We start from the raw sequence: 17,591 nt of genomic DNA on the forward strand, positions 1-17,591 counted from the left end.
CGATAAATCGGGGGCTGGCCGGCCCTGGCCAAGTGGGCGGTAGGCTGCGGCCCACCGAACCGAGGAGCATCACGATGGCTAAGCGCGGCCTCTCCCACCCCGAGCACCTGCGGCTGGGGCAGGTCCTTGCCGGACTCCAGGTTGCGTTGCTGCGCGCGGAAGTGGACTTGGAGAACGCCTATCCGCGATCGGGGGAGCGAGCCTTCCCGGCGAAGCAGCTGGGGGCGGCGGGTGATGCGTTGCGTGAGGCACGCAGGGCGCTGGAGAACGCCGTGTTCGAGGAGCATCCGACGGTGGCCGCGACGGAGGACTACTTCCCGTACGAGGAGCATGAGGCGACGGTGGAGGTGCCGCCGAAGCCGGGCAGCAGCGCGGGCAGAGTGCGCTTCGGGCAGTAGGGCTGCGAGCGGGCTCGGCGTGCTGGAGTGGCTAGCCGGACCCTCGGTCGTAGGATCGCGCGGTGGCGAAAATCGAACCCCCCTCCGAACTGCTCGACCTCCAGCGCGCTTCCGACGAAGCGCACCAGGCCGTACGGGCCAACGCGACCGCAGAGGCCTGGGCGGTCTGGCGGGAGCAGGTCGACGAGGTGCACGTGGCCATCACCAAGTACGCGAAGGACATTGAGACGCCCCGCAATCAAGTCGAGGCCGAGGTGAAGAAGCGGGTGCGTCATCCGGAGATGCCCGCCGAGTAGTCGCGCGTACGACGGAGCCCCTGGTCCCTAGCGGACCGGGGGCTGTGCGCTGCTCGGATGCATCCGGCCGCCCTGCCGTGCCACGGCGGGCGCACCTACGGTGCCGGTCATGACCGATCTCCCCTGGGCGCTCGTGCGCCTCATCGACCCCGACCTCCCCGGCCCGGAAGGGCAGCCTCAGACCTGCACCCAGGAGTGCCCCCGGCCGGCGGTTCTGCACGTTCGGGCCGTCTTCCAGGTCGCCGGGGTATCCGTCAGCGCGGATGCGATGACCGTTCCCGAGCTGCTGGCTGAGGTCGTAGGGGGAGAGGATTCGTCGATCGATCAGCGCCGCGACCAGTACGTGTGTCTGCATCATGCCGGGGTGGCGGCATACGCCGCAGCGTACGCGGTGGCCGCTGGTCCGCTGGGTGCCGTCTGAGCGCCCGTTCGGGCCTGTCCGGATGCGTCCGGATGCCATCCGGGTGACCGTGAGGGCATGGTCGAGCCGCGCGTGATCGTGTACCCGCCCGACGAGGAGGGCGGCCGGCGGGTGCGTGTCGACGGGAGCATCCTCGGGAGGGCCTTCGGGCCGACCGACGTGATCGAGTTTCTGCGCCGTGCGGGCTGGCCGGACGCGGACTCGTGGCCGCCGTGGATGGAGTGGAAGGGCGGCGGCCCCGAGGTGTGGACCCTGGAGCCGCCGCCGGAGTGACCTACGCGGCTGAGGCCAGCGTCCACACCTGCCCGCAGCTGCCGCACCGCGCGGCAGGGTCGGCGCCGCCCCCGCCCCGCATGGTGATGCGGCCGCCGCACCGGCAGGGTTCGGCAAGGACGCGGTCCCGACCGACGAGGTCGAGGGCCTGCTCGATGCGTGCGGCTGCTCCCTCGGCGACCGCGGCGATCCGGGCCCGGTGGTGGTCGGTCAGGGGCGTGAACGGCGACGGGATCGCCGGGCGGCCGCGGAGCCGGCCGGAGGCGCCGTCCCATCGGGCGAGGAGCCACAGCGCGGCCTGGGGTGCGGTCCGTCGGCCGGTGAAGCGCCACCGGGTCGGGTTCGCCGCGTCGGCGGGTACGGTGGCCGGCCGCTGGATGTCGGCGGCGATGGTGTCGGCGAGGTGGAGGAGCGCGGCCTCGACGGCGCGCATGGTGTCGAGGACGCCGAGGTTGATGGGCGCGGCGACCTCGCCGATCTGTCCGGGGTCCCGCTCGCGGGAGCGGCGGTGCGCGGCGTGGGCGCGGGCGTACGCGACCTCGTCGGCGTCGCGCTGGTCGAGGGCGCGGAGGAGATCGGCCTTGCCTGCGGGGGGCCAGCTGCTGGTGCGGCCGTCGAGGGCTTCGACGAGGTCGTCCCAGTGGCGGGTGATGTCGTAGAGGCGGCGGTCGGTGGCGGCGGGCATCGGGGCTCCTGGGGCGTGCGGGGTACGGTGGGTGCCACCTGGGGGCGCGCTGGTCTGGGGAGACATTGGGCGCGCCCCTCGTCGTGTGCTCAGTCGGTGCTGATGGCGGCGCGAATCTGCGCTGTGGCGTGGCGGATCCCGGCGAGCCCGAGGGGCGGCCGGCCGTGAACGTCACCGTCGAGCCGGTCCAACTCGGCGCGGACGCGGGCGAGCGCGGCCTCGGCCTGCTCGGCGCGGTCCCGGGGTGTTCCGGGTGCTCCGGCGTCGAGGGTGGCCACGGTGGCGCGCCAGGTGGCCAGCTCCTGCGCCTGGTGGGCAAGGTCGGCGCGCAGTTGGTCCCGCTCGGCCTCGGCCTGGGCGGCACGCTGCTCGGCTGCCTGCACGTCCTCGACGGCGCCGGCGTAGGCGCGGCGGTTGCTGCGGCAGACGGCGGTGAGGGTTTCGATCCGGTCATACAGCTTGGCGAGTTCCTCGTCGGTGAGCTGGTCGAGGAGCTTCCGGGCGGGCTGCTCGGTCACCGGCTGCTCCTGGTGGGCGAGTAGGGCACGGAGCGTGTCCAGCGCGGCATGGGTGAGGCCGATGTCGACGGACCAGGCCTGGGTGTCGAGGTAGGTGAAGTCCGGGAGGTGGAGGAGGACTCCGTTCCCATCGGGGTTGGGGGTCAGGCGGGGCTGCTCGGTCATCGCCAGTCCTTCCAGGCGCGGTAGAGGGCGTAGGTGCCGGCGAGGATGCCGAGGGCGAGCCAGATGGCGGCGAGCCAGATCAGAACGGTGAGGGCGGTGGTCATCGGCTGCTCCCGGGCTGGGTGACGCGGAGGGCGGGCCGCCGGCCGGTCTTCCGTTCGGCGATCACGGTGTAGCCGCTTTCGCGGAGGGCGGTCGCGTACTCGGCGAGGTGAACGTCCTCGTCGGGGCCGTCGTGGTGGATGCGGACGGTGCGGGGGCTGGCCTGGTGGCAACGGAAGCCAGGGGCCCATGAGGGCCCGGCAGTCGCGTTGTTGTGGCGGCGGGCGGTGAGGGTGCGGGCGATGGTGGCGGCGGCGAGGGTGCAGGTCATCGGGGGCTCCCGTCGGGCTGGGTCTCCAGCACGTAGCCGGTGCGCCGGGGCTGGCCGTTCTTCGTCGTCGGGGTGGGGTGGAGGGTGTGCGCGAGGATCGGCCGGGGGCGCTTGCCGGTGTCGGCGTCGACGACGTGGGCGCGGGCGTCTCCGGCGGTGTACGCCTCGATGAAGATGCGGCGGCCGTCGTCGAGGGGGTTAGCGGCGCGGTAGGTCTGGCCGGCCTTGATGGTCATTGGTCGTCTCCCTGTTGGTTGTTGCGGGCCCAGGACGGGGTGTGTGCGGCCGTGTGGCGGCCTCGCCGGTGGGTGGGGTCCTGCTGCTTGCCGTGGCGGATGAGGCGGCCGCAGAGGACCGCGAAGGGGATCGAGGCGAGGAACCACAGGGCGAGCGCGTACAGGGCGATCACGGGCACTCCTCAGCCGCAACGCGCTCGGCAAGGTGCTCGTCGCAGTAGATCCGGCGCTCCTGCCGGGTGGCGGGCAGGCACTGGCAGTCCAGGCCTTCGCCGTCGACCGGGGGCCGGGCGGACGAGGTGACGGGCGGGTCGATGCCGAGGGCGGCGAGCACGGCGTTCAGCACGGTGCCGGGGTCGGCGCCGGTCCTGCCGGCCGCGCCCTCGATGGCGTGCCAGGCCCGGTCGTGCTCCAGCTCGGACAGCTGGCGGCGCGAGGTCGGGTTCGGGCTGACGCACGACAGGGCCGCGGCACGCATCGCGGGCGAGTCGCCCGGGAATCGGGAGGGCTGGTTGTACGCCATGGTGTAGGCGGCCTGGCGGGCCATGTCGCGCATCCCGGCGATGACCTCCTCGACGCGACCGAGGGGGACGTACACGGCGATCGTGTCCTCGCCAGATGTGGCGGAGAGGATCACGACGGGGTTGCCGGCCTCGTCGCGGTCGGGGTGGGCCCAAAGGCCGTCGCCGTGGGCGTCGGTGTACTCGAAGCGGTTCATGCGGATCTCCTGGGATGAGGGCTGGGGCCGGCTGGCAGCGGCGGGCTACAGGCGGCTGGGGTGCGCGGCGATGTCGGCGTCGGCCACGGCGCGCATGCACGCGGCCTCCGGGTCCTCGTCCGGGACGGCCGGGGTGCCGCGTCGGTCGAGGTCGGACACCCAGGCCGCGCAGACGGCGGCGACCTGGATCAGCTCGGCTCGCAGCGTGGCCGGGTCGGACTCGGCCAGGGCCTCCCGAACCTCCTCCTGGAGAATGTGCCGCCAGGCCAGTGAGCCGTTGGCCGCGGCCTTCTCGCAGACCCGGCGGGCCATGGCGGTCTGGCCGTCGTCGCCAGGCAGGCCCGTGCCGTCGGGGTGCCGCTGGTCGCCGAACTTTCGAAGCTGGTAGGCGCGCTCAGCGTCGAGCGCTTCGGCGAAAGCCTTGAGGCCGGGGGTCGTGAACAGGGTGGGGTACATGAGGGCTTCTCCTGGTGCGCGCGGGACGGGGGAACCGGGTTCAGGCGGCGGGTCAGTCCTGGTCGGCGATGAGGTGCCAGGTGAATCGCTGGTCGGTGGGGAGGCCGAGGGCGGTGAGCGCGGTGCGGAGGTGGTCGTCCCAGGTGCGGTACTGGGCCTCGTCGTGGGGGATGTCGGGGGTCTCGGACATGCGGGTGTCGGCGCTGTGGCAGGCGGTGACGAGGTAGAGCCGGTCGTGGTCGTACGGTCCGGCTTCGAGGTGGCCGACGTCGTTCTTGAGGCGGCCGAGGGCGCGGTCGAGTTCGTCGGTGTCGCGGGCGGGGATCTCCAGCCCGTAGGCGAGGTAGGCGGTGGTCCAGATGGACATGCGGGCTCCTGGGGTTAGGCGGCGTCGGGAAGGCTGCGGGCGGCGTCGAGGCGGGAGGGGTGCGGGGCCCGGCCGCCGGACCGCTTGGTTTCGGGGTCGCGTCCGGGGGTGGTGCGGCGGCCGCGGCAGGGCTGGTTGACGGCGGCGGCGCACCAGGGGCAGGGGACGGCGAGGGGGTCGGGCTGGCCGGTGCGGATGATGCGTTCGCGTTCGGCTCGTGCGGGGCGGTAGGCGGCGAGCTGGTCGCGGACGTGGTTGGGGATGTAGCGGCCGATTGTGTTGAGGCGCTCTTGGACCTCGGCCGGGACGGCGGTGAGTTCGCGGTGGTCGACGGGGGCGGTGCGGCCGGTGGCGACGGCGCGGCGGTGGGCGGTGAGGCCCTGCCGGTAGGCCTCCTCGTCGTCGGGGTCGGCGAGGGGTACGGGGTCGACGTCGCGGTTCATGCGGTCGCGGACGAGGGCCTGCCAGCGGGTGGCGATGTCGGCCGGGAGGATGGGCCACGCGGTGGTGGCGTAGTGCGTGTGGGCGGCCTGGATCGCGAACTCGTACGGGACGTCGGCGAGGATGCCGGCCCACATGTCGATCTGGGCGATCTGCTCGGCTTCGTCGGTGCGGCGGACGCGGGGGTCGGCGAGGGCGATCCGGGCGATGAGTTCGGGGATGCGGTCGGGGTTCATGAGGCACCTCCGGCGGCGTTCTGTTGGCGGATTCGGTCGGCGTGGGCGGACATCTGGGCGAGGTAGGACTGAGCGGCGGACGGCGGGCCGGTGACGGGCCGGGGGCCGGTGAATTCGGTCTCGGGTTCCAGGCCGGTCCAGCCGGGCAGGAAGTAGCGGGCGCTGAACGGCGGCGTTTTGGCGGCGCGCCAGACCTTCTCGGCGTGCTCGACGAGGAGGGGTACGCCGACGCGGCGTACGGCGTCGCGGAGTTCGATCCACTCTTCGGGCGTGAACTTCCACGTGACCCGCATGTGGCGGGCGCTCATGGCCTGGATGAGGGGTTGGATCTCTCCTCGTCCGCTGGCGGCAACCACGTCGGTGCCGGGCCTTTCGGACGGGGGGTAGGGGGGAGGTTCCTCCGCAGGAGGAACCTCGGATTGGAGTGGAGGGGATTGGACACCCGTAGCACCCTGGAGGGTGTCACGCTGTGACATGCCACCCTGACCTGCGGGTTCATCTCCAAACAGGGGTTCATTCTCGTGCGAGTTTCGCCCCGAACTCGCGCCATTTTCGCGTGAGTTTGCGTCGAGATTCGCGTCAGAATCGTGGGACTTTTCCTCGTCGCGCGCCCTGTCGCGGCCCTTCTGCTGCCGCTTCCTGCCGTTCTCCCGCGCGGCTTCGATCTGCTTCCGCGACCGGTTGTAGTCGAGGTAGTCGTGGATGACGTAACCGCCAGCGGCCGGCTGCTCGCACTTGAGGCAGCTGTGGCCAGCCGGGTGGAGCATGCCGACCGCGATGAGCTTCCGCACCGTTGCGGGCGTCCCGTAGTCGCGGACGACGTCGGCGTCGACTTGGCCCTCGGTGAGGTGCCGGGCGGAGTACGAGCCCAGTCGGCAGAACAGCCCGGCCGCCGCGTTGCCCGCCTTGCGGGTCTTCGGGTGGGAGTCGAACCCGTCATCGACGTTGAACCAGGGCATCGGGTGGGTCTCCGTTCGGTGGAGCAGGGGCGGTTGCTGGTGCCCGCCTGCGGCGTCGAACCGCAGGCGCCGGCCGAAATCCGGGCGGGCGGTAGGTCAGGAGGGGCGGCGGGCCTGAAGGACGGATCGGCCGAGGCTGGCGACGACCAAAAGGAGCGCAGATACGGATTCGCTGAACCGTTCCGGGCCCGCCTGGATGGCGGTGGCGTACAGCGCGTTGGTCATGTCGGGGTCGCGGTTGGCGTGGGCGACGAAGAACCGCATGGCCCAGGCCGTTTGGGGGTTTGCGTCGGCGGCCCCCGGCGCGATCTCGGTGAGCCCGAGCATCTCGCCCTTGGCGGGCTCGAACCCGGTCGGGTGGAGGAGCTGGACGGCGCGGGTGCCGGCCTCGGCGAATGCGCAGCACACGCCGTACATCTGCCGCGCGTCCGTGCTGAACCCGATGGCGTCGAGGGCGTCGGCTGCTGCGTCGACCTCGCCGTGGACGGCTGCCGTGTACGCGGTGGCGATGAGCTGGGTGATGTTGTCCATCACGGGGCTCCGTTCTCGTTGACAGGCCGGGGTCGGGGTGCGTGGGTGGTGCAGCGCCAGCCGCAGGGGTAGAGGCGGGGTGGGCCGTCGTGGCCGCCGGCCGGAACGTCGCAGCGGCGGCTTTTCACGCCGCGCCTCGGGACCGTGAGCGGGCGTAGCGGTTGGCGCGCTCCGACGGGGTGAGCCCGGCACGGATTCCGTACCGGTACTTCGCGGACGCCTTGCCCTCGTACGCCATGACGTCGGCGAGGCACTCGTTCCAGACCGGGCAGACGGCGCAGATGTTGCGGGCGTCGCGGTAGGCGGCGTGGTCGTTGAGCTCGGGGTACATCAGCTCGGGGTCGACCGTGGCGCACGCGGCGTACGCAGCCCAGTTGCTGGGGGGTTCGAGGGTGTCGGGGGCGCGGTGGGGCCCGTAGGACTTGGTGATCACAGGGAGCCTCCGAACAGGGCCTCGAAGGCAGCACGGTTGCGCTGCCGGGCGGCGGTGTCGTCCATGTGCGCCGGCGCAACGCACCACGGCACACCGCAGCCGGGCCGGACGGTGCCGATGGGGGACCGGCCGGTGTGCGCGACGAACCCGGCCCGCTGGGCGGTGGTGCGGCGTCCGTGCCAGCGCAGGACCGGCACCCCGCGAGAGACATGGCCGGTCCAGGCCCGGTGGCCGTCGCCGGCGTCCTCGGACCGGGCAAGGACGGCTTCGGCGAGGGTGCAAGTGGTGCGGACGCCGCCCCGGCACTTCGGGATGCCCAAGGCGGTACGGGTCTTGGCGACGGTGGTGTGGCAGACGTGGAGTCGCTGCTCGATCTGGCGGTCGGTGAGGCCGTCGCGGAGCAGCTCGGCAATGTCGGCGCGGATTTTCATCGGGCGGCCGCCTTGTCGAAGCCGGACCAGTCGCAGCCGACGAGCGCGCGGGCGTGAGTGTCGGGGACCTCGGCGAGGCGGTGCCCGAGGTGGTCAAGGCCCATGGCGAGGAGGACGTAGGCGTCGGCCTCGTCGTAGCGGCAGGGCCCTTCGGTGTGAACGCCGTACCGGGAGGCGACCGCGTCGCGGACGAGCCCCTTGAGGGCCGGGCCCTTCAGCCGTTCGCCGTGCTCGTCCCGGTGGACAGTGGATCCGGTGGCGTAGGTGATCCGCTTGGTGGGGGTGATCACGACGTAGGGGATACGGCGCTTCCACAGGTCGTGACGGACCATCCACCGCATCGCGGCGAGCGCGTCAGCGCCCTGTGTTCCCGCGCGGGAGTAGGCGGCGCCCTCGATGACGACGTACTCCGCGTGCCGGTAGAAGGAGGCGAGGCCGTCGAGCTGGAATGCGAGCCTGCTGTGCGTGCTCGTCGTGGTGCAGCGGACCCTGTCGGTCCACCCGGCTCCGGCCACGCCGGAGCCGGTGAGGGCGACGTCGAGGCCGATGACGAGCGGGGGCTGGCTGGTGCCCGCGGCCGGGAGTGTGAGCGGCATCCCGGTCGCGGGGGTCACGGTGAGGCTCATGCGAGTACCGCCTTCACGCGCTCGCCGAGCCAGCGGGCAGCGTTCACGCTCACCGCGTTGCCGACGCCGAGGATCTGCTCCTCCTGGCTGGCATCCGGCAGAACGTAGTCCGCGGGGAACCGCTGAGCCGAGGCGAGTTCGCGCGGTGACAGCATCCGCAGCGTGCAGTCCTCGACCGTCGGAGCCGTACGGACCAGGCTGTGGTGAGGCTTGCACGCCACCGTCGTCAGCGGCTCGTCGGCCGTGCGCACCGCGCCCTTGCGCCCGTTGGGGACGATGAGGGCGTGGTGCTTGCCCTGTGCGGACACGGCAGGCACCGCGTCGGTTACGGCGACCGGCACCGTGTTCCGGCGCAGCACCGCCACGTGCGGGGCGTGCCCGAACTTCTCCAGACCGGTGGCGACCCGGGCCCGGGTGGACTCGGCGTACGGTGTGAACCGCTTCCGGTCGGGGCGGCCGTCACCGATCCGCTGGCCGGGCTTGCTCCAGTCGATGACCTCAGAGATCGGCCGGACGGTCGGGTCGAGGATGAGGTGCCCGCACGCCGAGTTCGGGCAGCGGTAGTCGTACTGGACACCCCACTTGCCGATCTTCCGGCGGCGCGGGTTGCGCCACACCTGCCGGGCCCGGACCGGGCCACAGGCCGGGCAGAGCGCCTCGGGGCGGACCTCCAGGTCCGGCAGCGGGATCCCCTTGCGGGTGAACACGATGTAGATCCGGTCCCGGTGCTGCGGCGCCAGGAGGTTGTCCGCGTCGCCGAGGTGCGCGGACGAGGCGCACACGATCTGGAAGTGGTAGCCGAGGATCGCCATCCCGCTCAGCCACCAGTCGAACAGTTCCCAGTCGGTAGCGAACTCGACGACGTTCTCGCACAGCACCGCGTCATACCGGTGGACCTCGGTGGCCGCGATGATGTCGAGCGCGGTCGCCCGCGTCCGCTCGAACGCCGCTGGCGCGTCGGCGCCCAGCATCAACTGGCCGCGGGTGCGGCGCCGTCCACCGGCGGGGCTGATCTCGGTGCAGATCGGTGAGCCCCACAGGATGCGGGTGCGCGGCAGGCTGCGCTTGTCGAAGGCGTTGATGTCCTCGACGAGGTGCTCGGCGTCCGGGTGGTTGGCGGCGTGCGCGGCGACTTGGACGCGACTGTGGTTCATCACGAGCCGGATCCAGAAGCCTGCCTCGGCGAGGCCGGTAGACGAGCCGCCGAGCCCGCAGAACAGGTCTGTGACGTCGGGGGCGTGGTCGTGGCGGAAGATCACTGAGCCACCCCCTTGCGGGCGGCGGCGCGGGCGCGCTGCCCGGCGGCCTCGGCGACGCGGCAGGGCTGGCACAGCGGCTCCTTGCGGTAGCGGTGCTGCTTCGCCCCGTTCACGGTGCCGTGCGCGATGGGCTTGCGCTGGCTTCCGCCAGCCGGGCGCTTGAGACCGATGGCCTTGATGAGCTGGTCGAGGTCGTTGTCGGTGAGGCTCATGCGGCCACCGCCGGGCGCTCCGAGATGCCGTCGTTGGCGGCCTGGAGCATCGCGAGCCGTTCCTCCAGCGCTCGCGCGGCCGCCCGAGCCTGGTGGAGGTCGCGGCGCAGCGCGGCGGACTGGGCGTCGTCGATGACGCCGGCGCGGAGCTGGTCGATCAGCCGGGCGCGCTGCTCCAGCTCCCGCCGGAGGAATGCGACCTGGTCGTCCGTCCCGCCGTGCCCGGACCGCATGAGCTTGACGACGGCGGCCTCGGCGGCCTCCAGCTTCACTTCCAGGTCGCGGATCTTCACGGCCTGGCCCGCGATCACACCGGAGGCCTTGGCCTGGTCGCCACGGAATCGGCGGATGAGGTCTTGTGCACGCATCACTGCTCTCCGTCCTGCTGGTGGGGGATGAGGGGCCACTCGCCGCGTACCACGGCCTGCGGGTCCTTCCGGCGGAAGTACTCCTGCAAGCCGGCCGCCTGCTCGGCAGCCCATCCGGCCTGCACCGCGTGCAGCTCCGGCAGCGCGTACCCGGCGATCTGCGGGTAGCGGGTTCCGATACGCCAGGCGACCCGGCACGCCGCGATCGCGTCCGCGTCAGCGGTGTGCGCGTCGCCGATCGGGACCTCGTAGTGCGCGGCGAGGTCGACGAGCTTGCGGGAGCCCTTGCGGTAGCGGTCGACGGCCTTGTCGATCACGTAGGGGTCCACGACCGCCAGCCCGCCGAGGCCGGCTGGGAGCGGGTCCAGGCCGTACCGTCGGGCCTCCCGGTCGAGGAGGGTCAGGTCGTAGCGGGCGTTCATCGCGACGATCGGGATCCCGGCGGTGATGGCTTGCCCGAGCGCGGCGAGCACGTCGGCGACGACCTCGGCGGCGGGCTTGCCCTCGGCGCGGGCCCGTGCGGTGCTGATGCCGTGGACCTGCTCCGCCTGTTCGGGGATGTCGATGCCGGGGTCGGCCAGCCACGTGGCGGACGCGGTGGGCTGGCCGCCGCCGCACTGCACCACGCAGGCGGTGACGATGCGGTCGGTCTCGACGTCGATTCCGGTGGTCTCCAGGTCGAAGCCAGCCAGGCGGCCCAGGTGCCAGTTCATCGGTGGGCCCCCGATCCAGGAGTGGCGACCGCCGGCCAGTCCGCGGGCTCGTCCTCGACGACCTCGACCGGGTAGACGCCGTCCTCGTCCGGACCAGCCGGCAGCGCCGCCCGGGCGGCCTCCTCGTCCTTCTCCGAGGCGATGGCCATCAGCTGCTTCGACAGGTCGTCGCTGCCCTTCGGGTCGACGTGCCCCGCCGTCCGGGCCTGCCGCCACACGTCTCGGACGTCGTCGGAGTTGAGCGCGGCAGCGGCCAGCGCCAGGTAGTCGGGGCGCGGCGCCTCGATCGCGGCGACCGCCCGGGACCCGGTCGGGTCCAGCGCGAGCGAGGTGGAGATCGGACCGGCAAGGGCCTGCCGCGGGGTGATCCCCCGGACCTCCACCACCACCACGGGGAAGTGCTTCGTCATTCCGCCAGCCACCCGGGTACGGGGCTCAATCCGCAGCGTCACGGGGACCAGGCCCTTCCCACCGGTCCCGGACAGAACCATGTCGACGGTGCCCGCCATCTCGTTGGCGGCGTAGAAGGAGTGCGTCTCCGCACGCCACACGCCCACGTCCGGCATGTCCGGGAGGACGACGTTCAGCCGCGAGGTCGCCGCGCAGACCTGGTCCTTGGTGCTGAGATTCTGGCGAAGCAGGTGCCAGTCCTCGCCGTGTTCGGCGAGGCAGAGGCACGGCCTGCGGGTGAGCTGTTCGGTCTGCCCGTCGCAGCGGCGCGCGCAACCGCCCTTGTTCCACATCTCGTTGTGCTGCGACAGCGGGTCGCCGGGCGGGAGGAGGGCGTCGATCTGCTCAGCATTGGTGATGACGCGGAACTGCGGGGCCCCGTTGCCCTGGGGCTGCCAGCGCTCGACGGTGCCGCCCCAGGCGTCGGCTGCGGCCTGGACGTAGTGCTCGGCGTGCGAGGTGATGACCCAGGTCTTGGACTTCTTGGGGATGGGTCGCCGCTTGGGGTTCTCGTTCGGGACGGACCAGCCGGTGCGCAGGCGGCCGAGTTCACGCGCTTGCCGCTGGAGGGTGGAGATGCGACCGCCCATATCAGGCCGCCTTTCGAGGAGTGGGCACCACGGCCGGGGCCGGGAGCGCGGGGTACGAGGAGGGCGCGGCATGCAGCCAGCGGGCGGCTTCGAGGGCGCCGCGGAACGCGCGGTGCGCGGCCCGATCGGCGGGCATCTCGACGAGGGCGTGCGAGCGAGCACGGAGGTTGAGGACGCCGGCCCGCTCGATGGCAGGCATCGGGGCGTCGGTGTCGTCGGGGAGGAGGACGGTCTCCGCGAACCGGAGCGCGGCGAGTTGGAGCGTGTTCTCCGGGTAGACGCTCTTGGCGGGGCGGGTGGCGGACGTCTTGAAGTCGATGAGCCACAGCTCCAGCCGGCCGCCGGGGCCGGTCGGCAGCCAGATCATCAGGTCCGCCGTCCCGGCGTAGCCGAGGCGCCGGTGGAACACCGTGATCTCGGTGGCCTCGATGTGCTGGTCGAGGTCGACACCCCACCTGGTTAGCCACAGCTTCAGCTGAGCCAGGTACGGGGCGACCTCGGGGTCGGCGGGGACGGGGGCGCCGAGGATGTGCAGCTCGGCGGCCTTGTGGATGCGGTCGCCGAGGTCGGCGGCGCGCTCCTTGGCCTCGCGGTGGAGCGCCTTCAGCTCCTTGGTGAGGCCCGGTCGGTCCGTGAGGACCCGGTGCACAACGGCCTTCCAGTTGTCGAGGACGTACTCGACGGTGACCTTGACGCCCCAGGGGACGAGCGCGAACGACTTGTTGACGGCGGTGTCGATGACGTTGGTGACGGAGACGAGGGCCGGGCCCCCGGCGGGGTCGCTGTAGTAGCGACCCCGCTCGGTGTCCCGCGCCAGGCGCGGATTCGTCATCGGCTGGCCTCCAGCGCGTAGATCGGCGTGTAGGAGACGCGGCCCGGCTCGCGCCGCTCGCGCAGGTAGCCGTGTACGGCCAGGGCCTGGAGCGCGTGCCGGGTGAAGTGGATCGGCGGCTTCGGGCTGATCACCTGGGTCACCCACTGGTGGGCCTTCCCGGTGGTCCACTCGCCGCCGGTGTTGATGATGTGGTCGGCGAGCTGGAGTGCCCGCTCGTCGAGGCCGGGCGTCCGGCCGCCGAGGAGGCCGGCGAGCTTGGCCCGCGCCTCGTCGTCGAGGAGCAATGCCACCGGGCGACCGTCCTCGCTCATGGCGCACACGACCATCTCGGTCTCGCCGCACTCGCGGTCCGGCTCGATCGAGCAGTCGAAACGCCGGACGACCAGCGGCTCCGACGGGATCTGCGGGGTTGTGGTCATGCGGCGGCCCTCCCCGTGGCCGGGGTGGGCAGGTAGGCGCGACGGCCGTCCGTGTCGACCACGACCAGCGCCCCGCGTACCGCGAGCCCACGAAGGTCCTTCCGCGCCGTGTTCCGGCCCGACGACGGCCACGGCGAGCCCGCGAGGAGCACCTCCGCGTCGTGCGTCGTCACCGGCCCCGGCGCGGACTGGAGCGCGGCGAGCAGCCACTCCCGGCGCGTCATCGGGTCCCTCCCAAATCGGCATTCAGCAGCGCGGCGAGGTAGTCGGCGAGCGCCGTCGACCGCACCTCGACAACCGGGTCCGGGCAGCAGTCGTAGACGCTGCCGTCGTCCGGGTTGTGGTCCTCGTCGGGGCAGAACGGGGCGATGCCGGTCGGGCCGTCGGTGCCGGCCGTGCTGAAGCAGGTCCGCCAGACGGGGTTCGGGCCTCCGCTGGTCGGACAGGCCAGCCAGGCGCGGGCGGCCGCACGGGCCTTGTCGAGGGCGCTCACGCCGCCTCCCCGCGATGCTGCGGCACCGACGTCGGGGCCACCGCCAGCAGCCGGCGGGCGAGCCGCCCGGCTGCCGGGCCGTACAGCGGCACCTTCGACGAGGCGCGCTCGACGAGCAGCCGCTCCAGCTCCTCCCGGTCGAGGCACTCCGGGGCGCCCTCCGGCCGGGCCGCCGGGTCGGCGACCTCGTGGAGGAGGTCCCACAGGGCGCCGTCCGGGTCGAGGAGGGCGTCGATGACGTCGCCGACGACGAGCGAGGTGAACGCGCCGAGGTCGAGGCGAGCGCCGGCGGGGATGCGCTCGACGCCGATGAGGATGGGCCCGGTCACGGGCGGCTGCTGGGTCACTGGTCCTCCAACACGCGGGAGATGAGGGTCAAGGGGCCGGAGGAGCGGACGACCGAGCGGGCGTCCTCGAACCAGGGCTGAAGCGGCGGGGCGTCCGGGTGCCGACGGGCGGCCTCGGTCTCGTACGTCCGGCCGTCGACCCAGGCGATGTGGCGGAACTCGGTGGCCTCGGCCACAGAGCGCCAGGTGTCGCCGTACCGGTCCCGGTACTCGCGGCCGTCGATGAACGGGGCCCCGGCGGCGTCGAGGAGCTGGAGCCGGAACGCCCGCCGCATGCGCATGCGGGCGATGATCTGGCGGTCGGTCGGCGCGGCCCAGCGGTGCCAGCCGGCGGGCTGCTTCCACCGCTGGAAGTGCTCGCGCTCGGGGATCCCGCAGTGCCGGCAGCCGGACGGGGTGATCTCGTCAGCCACGGGACCCGCCCCTCGTGTGGATGCAGTCGGACGGGCGCAGCGCGCAGCGACGGCACCGGGTGTGCGGGGTGCTCGTCCACGACGGGACGACGCGGACCGGGTCGGCCTGGTGCGGCGTCTCCTGCTCGGCGTCGCAGCCGGGGCAGGAGTCCTGCATGAGCACGTACTCGTGAGCGCAGAGCACCCGGACGCGGTCAGCCACGGGGCACCTCCGGCCGGTCGAACTGCGAGGCGCAGTCCCCGTTGTGCCCGGCGGGGCCGGAACAGGCGGTCACCCAGCCGTACGGGTGCCCGACCTCGCGGTTGCACGTCTGGTAGTCCGGCAGGTCCCGGCCGAGGCGGTACGCGTGCGGCTCGGGTCCCTCCCGACGGACCGCCATAGCGGCGGCCATCTCGGCCTGGAAGGCGCAGTTCGAGCACGACCGCCCGTACCGGTACGCGGCGCTGCACGTGCGGCACGTCTGGTACTCGGCGGGCGTGAGGGCCTCCAGCTCGGCCACCCGGGCCCGCAGGCGGACCAGCTCGGCCGCCGACTCCGGCGACTGAAGCAGCTGCGCCGACCCGAGGGCGAAAACGATCGTCGCCGCGAAGTCGTACGCGGAGTCCGCCGTCAGCAGCGCCGCGTTCGCGACCTTCAGCGCCGCTAGCTCCTCCGGCGTGGGCGAGGACGTCATGCCGCACCACCGAGCGGCGACACCGTGAAGATTGCGACGAGTCGGTCTCCCTCGAAGACCGAGCCGCAGCCGACGCCGACCTCCACAGCGGTAGCGTCCAGTTCGGTGCGCCGCAGGTAGCGGATGATCTGCTCGCTCAGGGCCGTCGGGGTGACCGTCAGGGGCTCCAGCGGAATCGGGAAGCCGAAGTCGACTCGGAGGAGGTTGCTCATGCGGCACGCTCCACTCGGGTCAGCGGGCCGACGAACTCGGTCAGTTCGTCCTCGCGGGCCCACACCATCCGGGGGCACGACGCCGGGTTGACCTGCTCCGGCACGAAGAGCCGGCCGTCCTGGCCGTCCTCGACGAGCTTCCAGACGAAGCCGCGCGGGTCCGTGTACAGCTCGACCGACGGGGCCGGGAGCGGTACGGGGATGCGGGAGGTGATGCCGGACTGGCCCGGGAGGCCGGTCGGCGTAGGGGTACCGTGGTGGTTCATGGTGTTCCTCGATTCGATGTGGTTGAGGAATGCCGGGGTCGTTCCGGATGGCCGTCCGGGCGGCCCCGCTTTTCTCGTTGGGTCAGGCGGCGTTCGGCGTCTCGGTCGCGATCCACATCTGGACCCGCTTCAGGTCGAAGCGCCGACCCCGGAACGGGACGGGCTCCACGGGGCAGCCGCGCTGCACCCACTGGTTGACCGTCCAGTTCGAGACGCCGTAGAAGGCCATGAGCTGCTCGGTGTTCAGCAGCGGCACCAGCCCGGCCGGCCGGAGAGTCTCGGTACGAGAGGCGAGGTTCGCCATCAGGGGCTTTACCTTTCTACTGTGTCAGTTGAAACTGAGGGCATGAGGAAGAGCTGCTGGAGCGGTTCATTCAGGGCGGTCGCGATGAGCCACGCGGTCCGCAGTCGGCACTCTTCGGCCGCCGATGCGCCGCGCCCTGTGATCTTGGCGACGGTGGCGGCGCTGATGCCGCGCCCCGCGAGGTCGATCGCCCTGGTGGCCTCCGCTAGTCGCTGGCCGGACATCCGGCGACGCTTCATCGCGTCGCGGATTGGCTGGCCGCCGGCCTTGCGGAGCAGGTGGGTCATGGGTGCCTCTGTGCCGTAGGTGGGCGATGAAGCGTTGCGCTTCGCCGTTGACACATTTCTACAGTGTCAGTTGAACCGGTGTCAATGAGTTTCGGTGAGCGTCGGTGAGGTTTCCGCGCGCCGGAAATGGGTATCGCAAGGGCGTTCGAATCTGATTGCATATGCCAGTGCGCCGGAGCGTGATGGGGAGGTCGCGCGCCGCGCTCAATCGCGCCAATGCTTCTACTTTCACTTGCAAAAGTAGAAGAGCAGAGGGCACCCTTACCTCGTGGAGCACGAGGGGCAAACCAGTGGCGAGGATCTCGCGCAGCTGATTCAGCGGCTGAAGGACACCTATGGCGTGTCCGACTCCGAGATCGCGCGCGCCATCAACGCCGCCCCTGCGACCGTCAACGCCTGGGTGCACCGTAAGCGTGGCGGCACGAAGGGTCCACGTCGAGCCCTCCTGGAGAAGCTTGCCGAGGCCTACCCGAAGTTCAGCCGCGAAGAGATTTTCGCGGCCGCCGGCCGCCGCGCCCCGGGTGCCCTCTCCGGTGACGTTGAGGAAGAGCTGCGCAACACCTTTGCCGAACTCACTCCGGAGCAGCAGAAGTTGGCGCTCATCCAGATGCGCGCCTGGGCGGCCTCCAACTCGGGCTGAAGGTCGAACCCCGCGCCGGTACAACCGTTTGGAGCCTTCACGGGTCTAACGCAAACGGGCTCGATCACTCCATGTGAAGATCCGTGTGTTTTTCGTACGCAGAGTGGTCGCATATTCACCTATCGGCGAGTACATTTCTGTCACACGGCCGACGCCCTCCCCCGCGGCTGACAACCCGTCCGCCTGCCCACGGGGAAATCAGCATGTGCATCCGCATCCGTTTCACCAGCGCGCCCGCCAGCACCTACCGCCACTACGACGCGGTCACGAACACCATCACCATCCCCACGACCGTTCCGGCCCAACTGCGGCTGTGGGCGCTGCGGCTGATCCTCTCGAAGATGGCCGTCAAGCAGCCTCCCAGTGGTGCAATCTGCCACTGCGGGGCACCGATCCATCTCCTGCCCCGCGTACCCGTCCAGCGGAAGAGCGAGGAGAAGGTGATGCGTCGTGGCGCATGAAATCCAGCAGATGGCGAGCCGTACGTGCGGCTGTTGTGACTGCCTGATCGACCTACCCGAAGAGCGGTACGGGAGTCGGCCCCCA

At 71.7% G+C, this 17,591-nt stretch carries 37 protein-coding genes; 6 read left to right on the forward strand and 31 right to left on the reverse strand.

What is annotated here, in order from left to right; genetic code table 11:
* Positions 1 to 74: 74 nt before the first annotated feature.
* The 4 genes from AC069X_RS29570 to AC069X_RS29585 all read left to right on the forward strand — a co-directional run bounded on the left by AC069X_RS29570 (position 75) and on the right by AC069X_RS29585 (position 1,388).
* Positions 75 to 398: a hypothetical protein gene (locus AC069X_RS29570; RefSeq protein WP_478733230.1), complete on the forward strand. Its 324-nt coding sequence runs from the start codon at positions 75 to 77 to the stop codon at positions 396 to 398.
* 62 nt (positions 399 to 460) lie between these two features.
* Positions 461 to 694, forward strand: coding sequence for a hypothetical protein (locus AC069X_RS29575; RefSeq protein ID WP_478733232.1), 234 nt, complete (start codon positions 461 to 463; stop codon positions 692 to 694).
* 109 nt (positions 695 to 803) lie between these two features.
* Positions 804 to 1,115: a hypothetical protein gene (locus tag AC069X_RS29580; protein ID WP_478733234.1), complete on the forward strand. Its 312-nt coding sequence runs from the start codon at positions 804 to 806 to the stop codon at positions 1,113 to 1,115.
* A 57-nt stretch (positions 1,116 to 1,172) separates the two neighbouring features.
* Positions 1,173 to 1,388 (forward strand): hypothetical protein, encoded by a 216-nt coding sequence (locus tag AC069X_RS29585; protein ID WP_478733236.1) that lies wholly within the window; start codon positions 1,173 to 1,175, stop codon positions 1,386 to 1,388.
* 1 nt (position 1,389) lies between these two features.
* Here the strand turns inward: AC069X_RS29585 and AC069X_RS29590 are convergent, their stop codons facing one another.
* The 31 genes from AC069X_RS29590 to AC069X_RS29740 all read right to left on the reverse strand — a co-directional run bounded on the left by AC069X_RS29590 (position 1,390) and on the right by AC069X_RS29740 (position 16,405).
* Positions 1,390 to 2,073, reverse strand: coding sequence for a hypothetical protein (locus AC069X_RS29590; protein ID WP_478733238.1), 684 nt, complete (start codon positions 2,071 to 2,073; stop codon positions 1,390 to 1,392).
* A gap of 89 nt (positions 2,074 to 2,162) precedes the next feature.
* Complete coding sequence (locus AC069X_RS29595; protein ID WP_478733240.1) at positions 2,163 to 2,756, reverse strand: hypothetical protein; 594 nt, start codon at positions 2,754 to 2,756, stop codon at positions 2,163 to 2,165.
* Positions 2,757 to 2,856: 100 nt separating this feature from the next.
* Positions 2,857 to 3,129: a hypothetical protein gene (locus AC069X_RS29600; RefSeq protein ID WP_478733242.1), complete on the reverse strand. Its 273-nt coding sequence runs from the start codon at positions 3,127 to 3,129 to the stop codon at positions 2,857 to 2,859.
* Positions 3,126 to 3,365, reverse strand: a complete 240-nt coding sequence (locus AC069X_RS29605) for a hypothetical protein (RefSeq protein ID WP_478733243.1) — start codon at positions 3,363 to 3,365, stop codon at positions 3,126 to 3,128. The genes AC069X_RS29600 and AC069X_RS29605 overlap by 4 nt, the downstream gene beginning before the upstream one ends.
* Complete coding sequence (locus AC069X_RS29610; RefSeq protein ID WP_478733245.1) at positions 3,362 to 3,538, reverse strand: hypothetical protein; 177 nt, start codon at positions 3,536 to 3,538, stop codon at positions 3,362 to 3,364. Before AC069X_RS29610 ends, AC069X_RS29605 begins: the two co-directional genes overlap by 4 nt.
* Complete coding sequence (locus AC069X_RS29615; protein WP_478733247.1) at positions 3,535 to 4,083, reverse strand: thioredoxin domain-containing protein; 549 nt, start codon at positions 4,081 to 4,083, stop codon at positions 3,535 to 3,537. The genes AC069X_RS29610 and AC069X_RS29615 overlap by 4 nt, the downstream gene beginning before the upstream one ends.
* A gap of 45 nt (positions 4,084 to 4,128) precedes the next feature.
* A complete protein-coding gene (locus tag AC069X_RS29620; RefSeq protein ID WP_478733249.1) occupies positions 4,129 to 4,539 on the reverse strand; it encodes a hypothetical protein in 411 nt (136 codons plus the stop codon).
* A 52-nt stretch (positions 4,540 to 4,591) separates the two neighbouring features.
* Positions 4,592 to 4,906: a hypothetical protein gene (locus tag AC069X_RS29625; protein ID WP_478733251.1), complete on the reverse strand. Its 315-nt coding sequence runs from the start codon at positions 4,904 to 4,906 to the stop codon at positions 4,592 to 4,594.
* A gap of 14 nt (positions 4,907 to 4,920) precedes the next feature.
* Positions 4,921 to 5,583 carry a zinc finger domain-containing protein gene (locus AC069X_RS29630; protein WP_478733253.1) on the reverse strand — a complete coding sequence of 221 codons (663 nt, stop codon included), beginning with the start codon at positions 5,581 to 5,583 and terminating at the stop codon, positions 4,921 to 4,923.
* Positions 5,580 to 6,542 (reverse strand): mucin-2, encoded by a 963-nt coding sequence (locus AC069X_RS29635; RefSeq protein WP_478733255.1) that lies wholly within the window; start codon positions 6,540 to 6,542, stop codon positions 5,580 to 5,582. The genes AC069X_RS29630 and AC069X_RS29635 overlap by 4 nt, the downstream gene beginning before the upstream one ends.
* Positions 6,543 to 6,638: 96 nt before the next feature.
* On the reverse strand, positions 6,639 to 7,073 hold the full coding sequence (locus AC069X_RS29640; RefSeq protein WP_478733257.1) for a hypothetical protein: 435 nt from the start codon (positions 7,071 to 7,073) through the stop codon (positions 6,639 to 6,641).
* 124 nt (positions 7,074 to 7,197) lie between these two features.
* The gene (locus AC069X_RS29645; protein ID WP_478733259.1) at positions 7,198 to 7,506 is read right to left on the reverse strand and encodes a WhiB family transcriptional regulator; all 309 of its coding nucleotides are present in this window, start codon (positions 7,504 to 7,506) and stop codon (positions 7,198 to 7,200) included.
* Entirely contained in the window at positions 7,503 to 7,937 is a 435-nt protein-coding gene (locus AC069X_RS29650; protein WP_478733261.1) for a hypothetical protein, read from the reverse strand. Before AC069X_RS29650 ends, AC069X_RS29645 begins: the two co-directional genes overlap by 4 nt.
* Entirely contained in the window at positions 7,934 to 8,563 is a 630-nt protein-coding gene (locus AC069X_RS29655; protein ID WP_478733263.1) for a hypothetical protein, read from the reverse strand. The genes AC069X_RS29650 and AC069X_RS29655 overlap by 4 nt, the downstream gene beginning before the upstream one ends.
* Positions 8,560 to 9,822: a DNA cytosine methyltransferase gene (locus AC069X_RS29660; protein WP_478733265.1), complete on the reverse strand. Its 1,263-nt coding sequence runs from the start codon at positions 9,820 to 9,822 to the stop codon at positions 8,560 to 8,562. Before AC069X_RS29660 ends, AC069X_RS29655 begins: the two co-directional genes overlap by 4 nt.
* Entirely contained in the window at positions 9,819 to 10,034 is a 216-nt protein-coding gene (locus AC069X_RS29665; RefSeq protein WP_478733266.1) for a hypothetical protein, read from the reverse strand. Before AC069X_RS29665 ends, AC069X_RS29660 begins: the two co-directional genes overlap by 4 nt.
* A complete protein-coding gene (locus tag AC069X_RS29670) occupies positions 10,031 to 10,402 on the reverse strand; it encodes a hypothetical protein (RefSeq protein WP_478733268.1) in 372 nt (123 codons plus the stop codon). Before AC069X_RS29670 ends, AC069X_RS29665 begins: the two co-directional genes overlap by 4 nt.
* Positions 10,402 to 11,115: an exonuclease domain-containing protein gene (locus AC069X_RS29675; protein WP_478733270.1), complete on the reverse strand. Its 714-nt coding sequence runs from the start codon at positions 11,113 to 11,115 to the stop codon at positions 10,402 to 10,404. The genes AC069X_RS29670 and AC069X_RS29675 overlap by 1 nt, the downstream gene beginning before the upstream one ends.
* On the reverse strand, positions 11,112 to 12,155 hold the full coding sequence (locus AC069X_RS29680; protein ID WP_478733272.1) for a recombination directionality factor: 1,044 nt from the start codon (positions 12,153 to 12,155) through the stop codon (positions 11,112 to 11,114). Before AC069X_RS29680 ends, AC069X_RS29675 begins: the two co-directional genes overlap by 4 nt.
* Before the next feature lies 1 nt (position 12,156).
* Positions 12,157 to 12,987, reverse strand: a complete 831-nt coding sequence (locus tag AC069X_RS29685) for a hypothetical protein (RefSeq protein ID WP_478733274.1) — start codon at positions 12,985 to 12,987, stop codon at positions 12,157 to 12,159.
* Positions 12,984 to 13,409 carry a hypothetical protein gene (locus tag AC069X_RS29690; RefSeq protein ID WP_478733276.1) on the reverse strand — a complete coding sequence of 142 codons (426 nt, stop codon included), beginning with the start codon at positions 13,407 to 13,409 and terminating at the stop codon, positions 12,984 to 12,986. Before AC069X_RS29690 ends, AC069X_RS29685 begins: the two co-directional genes overlap by 4 nt.
* Complete coding sequence (locus AC069X_RS29695; protein WP_478733277.1) at positions 13,406 to 13,633, reverse strand: hypothetical protein; 228 nt, start codon at positions 13,631 to 13,633, stop codon at positions 13,406 to 13,408. The genes AC069X_RS29690 and AC069X_RS29695 overlap by 4 nt, the downstream gene beginning before the upstream one ends.
* A complete protein-coding gene (locus AC069X_RS29700; protein ID WP_478733279.1) occupies positions 13,630 to 13,902 on the reverse strand; it encodes a hypothetical protein in 273 nt (90 codons plus the stop codon). The genes AC069X_RS29695 and AC069X_RS29700 overlap by 4 nt, the downstream gene beginning before the upstream one ends.
* Positions 13,899 to 14,249 carry a hypothetical protein gene (locus tag AC069X_RS29705; RefSeq protein ID WP_478733281.1) on the reverse strand — a complete coding sequence of 117 codons (351 nt, stop codon included), beginning with the start codon at positions 14,247 to 14,249 and terminating at the stop codon, positions 13,899 to 13,901. The genes AC069X_RS29700 and AC069X_RS29705 overlap by 4 nt, the downstream gene beginning before the upstream one ends.
* Entirely contained in the window at positions 14,246 to 14,662 is a 417-nt protein-coding gene (locus tag AC069X_RS29710; protein WP_478733283.1) for a hypothetical protein, read from the reverse strand. Before AC069X_RS29710 ends, AC069X_RS29705 begins: the two co-directional genes overlap by 4 nt.
* Positions 14,655 to 14,864 (reverse strand): hypothetical protein, encoded by a 210-nt coding sequence (locus AC069X_RS29715; protein ID WP_478733285.1) that lies wholly within the window; start codon positions 14,862 to 14,864, stop codon positions 14,655 to 14,657. Before AC069X_RS29715 ends, AC069X_RS29710 begins: the two co-directional genes overlap by 8 nt.
* Complete coding sequence (locus AC069X_RS29720) at positions 14,857 to 15,336, reverse strand: hypothetical protein (RefSeq protein ID WP_478733287.1); 480 nt, start codon at positions 15,334 to 15,336, stop codon at positions 14,857 to 14,859. The genes AC069X_RS29715 and AC069X_RS29720 overlap by 8 nt, the downstream gene beginning before the upstream one ends.
* A complete protein-coding gene (locus AC069X_RS29725; protein ID WP_478733289.1) occupies positions 15,333 to 15,548 on the reverse strand; it encodes a hypothetical protein in 216 nt (71 codons plus the stop codon). The genes AC069X_RS29720 and AC069X_RS29725 overlap by 4 nt, the downstream gene beginning before the upstream one ends.
* Positions 15,545 to 15,814: a hypothetical protein gene (locus tag AC069X_RS29730; RefSeq protein WP_478733291.1), complete on the reverse strand. Its 270-nt coding sequence runs from the start codon at positions 15,812 to 15,814 to the stop codon at positions 15,545 to 15,547. The genes AC069X_RS29725 and AC069X_RS29730 overlap by 4 nt, the downstream gene beginning before the upstream one ends.
* An 82-nt stretch (positions 15,815 to 15,896) precedes the next feature.
* On the reverse strand, positions 15,897 to 16,118 hold the full coding sequence (locus tag AC069X_RS29735) for a hypothetical protein (RefSeq protein ID WP_478733293.1): 222 nt from the start codon (positions 16,116 to 16,118) through the stop codon (positions 15,897 to 15,899).
* 8 nt (positions 16,119 to 16,126) lie between these two features.
* Entirely contained in the window at positions 16,127 to 16,405 is a 279-nt protein-coding gene (locus AC069X_RS29740; RefSeq protein WP_478733295.1) for an XRE family transcriptional regulator, read from the reverse strand.
* A gap of 268 nt (positions 16,406 to 16,673) precedes the next feature.
* On the opposite strand from AC069X_RS29740, the gene AC069X_RS29745 reads away from it, so the two are divergent.
* Entirely contained in the window at positions 16,674 to 17,045 is a 372-nt protein-coding gene (locus tag AC069X_RS29745; protein WP_478733297.1) for a helix-turn-helix domain-containing protein, read from the forward strand.
* A 203-nt stretch (positions 17,046 to 17,248) separates the two neighbouring features.
* Positions 17,249 to 17,506 (forward strand): hypothetical protein, encoded by a 258-nt coding sequence (locus AC069X_RS29750; protein ID WP_478733298.1) that lies wholly within the window; start codon positions 17,249 to 17,251, stop codon positions 17,504 to 17,506.
* The last annotated feature ends 85 nt before the right edge of the window (positions 17,507 to 17,591 follow it).

This window comes from Streptomyces sp. NPDC043896, from assembly GCF_056435605.1.

Bases quoted from the DNA above. Each gene is read 5' to 3' on its own strand.
- AC069X_RS29570 (WP_478733230.1), top strand. From the start codon at position 75: ATGGCTAAGCGCGGCCTCTCCCACCCCGAGCACCTGCGGCTGGGGCAG.
- AC069X_RS29580 (WP_478733234.1), top strand. From the start codon at position 804: ATGACCGATCTCCCCTGGGCGCTCGTGCGCCTCATCGACCCCGACCTC.
- AC069X_RS29585 (WP_478733236.1), top strand. From the start codon at position 1,173: ATGGTCGAGCCGCGCGTGATCGTGTACCCGCCCGACGAGGAGGGCGGC.
- AC069X_RS29590 (WP_478733238.1), bottom strand. From the start codon at position 2,073: ATGCCCGCCGCCACCGACCGCCGCCTCTACGACATCACCCGCCACTGG.
- AC069X_RS29595 (WP_478733240.1), bottom strand. From the start codon at position 2,756: ATGACCGAGCAGCCCCGCCTGACCCCCAACCCCGATGGGAACGGAGTC.
- AC069X_RS29600 (WP_478733242.1), bottom strand. From the start codon at position 3,129: ATGACCTGCACCCTCGCCGCCGCCACCATCGCCCGCACCCTCACCGCC.
- AC069X_RS29605 (WP_478733243.1), bottom strand. From the start codon at position 3,365: ATGACCATCAAGGCCGGCCAGACCTACCGCGCCGCTAACCCCCTCGAC.
- AC069X_RS29615 (WP_478733247.1), bottom strand. From the start codon at position 4,083: ATGAACCGCTTCGAGTACACCGACGCCCACGGCGACGGCCTTTGGGCC.
- AC069X_RS29620 (WP_478733249.1), bottom strand. From the start codon at position 4,539: ATGTACCCCACCCTGTTCACGACCCCCGGCCTCAAGGCTTTCGCCGAA.
- AC069X_RS29625 (WP_478733251.1), bottom strand. From the start codon at position 4,906: ATGTCCATCTGGACCACCGCCTACCTCGCCTACGGGCTGGAGATCCCC.
- AC069X_RS29630 (WP_478733253.1), bottom strand. From the start codon at position 5,583: ATGAACCCCGACCGCATCCCCGAACTCATCGCCCGGATCGCCCTCGCC.
- AC069X_RS29635 (WP_478733255.1), bottom strand. From the start codon at position 6,542: ATGCCCTGGTTCAACGTCGATGACGGGTTCGACTCCCACCCGAAGACC.
- AC069X_RS29640 (WP_478733257.1), bottom strand. From the start codon at position 7,073: ATGGACAACATCACCCAGCTCATCGCCACCGCGTACACGGCAGCCGTC.
- AC069X_RS29650 (WP_478733261.1), bottom strand. From the start codon at position 7,937: ATGAAAATCCGCGCCGACATTGCCGAGCTGCTCCGCGACGGCCTCACC.
- AC069X_RS29655 (WP_478733263.1), bottom strand. From the start codon at position 8,563: ATGAGCCTCACCGTGACCCCCGCGACCGGGATGCCGCTCACACTCCCG.
- AC069X_RS29665 (WP_478733266.1), bottom strand. From the start codon at position 10,034: ATGAGCCTCACCGACAACGACCTCGACCAGCTCATCAAGGCCATCGGT.
- AC069X_RS29670 (WP_478733268.1), bottom strand. From the start codon at position 10,402: ATGCGTGCACAAGACCTCATCCGCCGATTCCGTGGCGACCAGGCCAAG.
- AC069X_RS29675 (WP_478733270.1), bottom strand. From the start codon at position 11,115: ATGAACTGGCACCTGGGCCGCCTGGCTGGCTTCGACCTGGAGACCACC.
- AC069X_RS29680 (WP_478733272.1), bottom strand. From the start codon at position 12,155: ATGGGCGGTCGCATCTCCACCCTCCAGCGGCAAGCGCGTGAACTCGGC.
- AC069X_RS29685 (WP_478733274.1), bottom strand. From the start codon at position 12,987: ATGACGAATCCGCGCCTGGCGCGGGACACCGAGCGGGGTCGCTACTAC.
- AC069X_RS29690 (WP_478733276.1), bottom strand. From the start codon at position 13,409: ATGACCACAACCCCGCAGATCCCGTCGGAGCCGCTGGTCGTCCGGCGT.
- AC069X_RS29695 (WP_478733277.1), bottom strand. From the start codon at position 13,633: ATGACGCGCCGGGAGTGGCTGCTCGCCGCGCTCCAGTCCGCGCCGGGG.
- AC069X_RS29720 (WP_478733287.1), bottom strand. From the start codon at position 15,336: ATGACGTCCTCGCCCACGCCGGAGGAGCTAGCGGCGCTGAAGGTCGCG.
- AC069X_RS29725 (WP_478733289.1), bottom strand. From the start codon at position 15,548: ATGAGCAACCTCCTCCGAGTCGACTTCGGCTTCCCGATTCCGCTGGAG.
- AC069X_RS29730 (WP_478733291.1), bottom strand. From the start codon at position 15,814: ATGAACCACCACGGTACCCCTACGCCGACCGGCCTCCCGGGCCAGTCC.
- AC069X_RS29735 (WP_478733293.1), bottom strand. From the start codon at position 16,118: ATGGCGAACCTCGCCTCTCGTACCGAGACTCTCCGGCCGGCCGGGCTG.
- AC069X_RS29740 (WP_478733295.1), bottom strand. From the start codon at position 16,405: ATGACCCACCTGCTCCGCAAGGCCGGCGGCCAGCCAATCCGCGACGCG.
- AC069X_RS29750 (WP_478733298.1), top strand. From the start codon at position 17,249: ATGTGCATCCGCATCCGTTTCACCAGCGCGCCCGCCAGCACCTACCGC.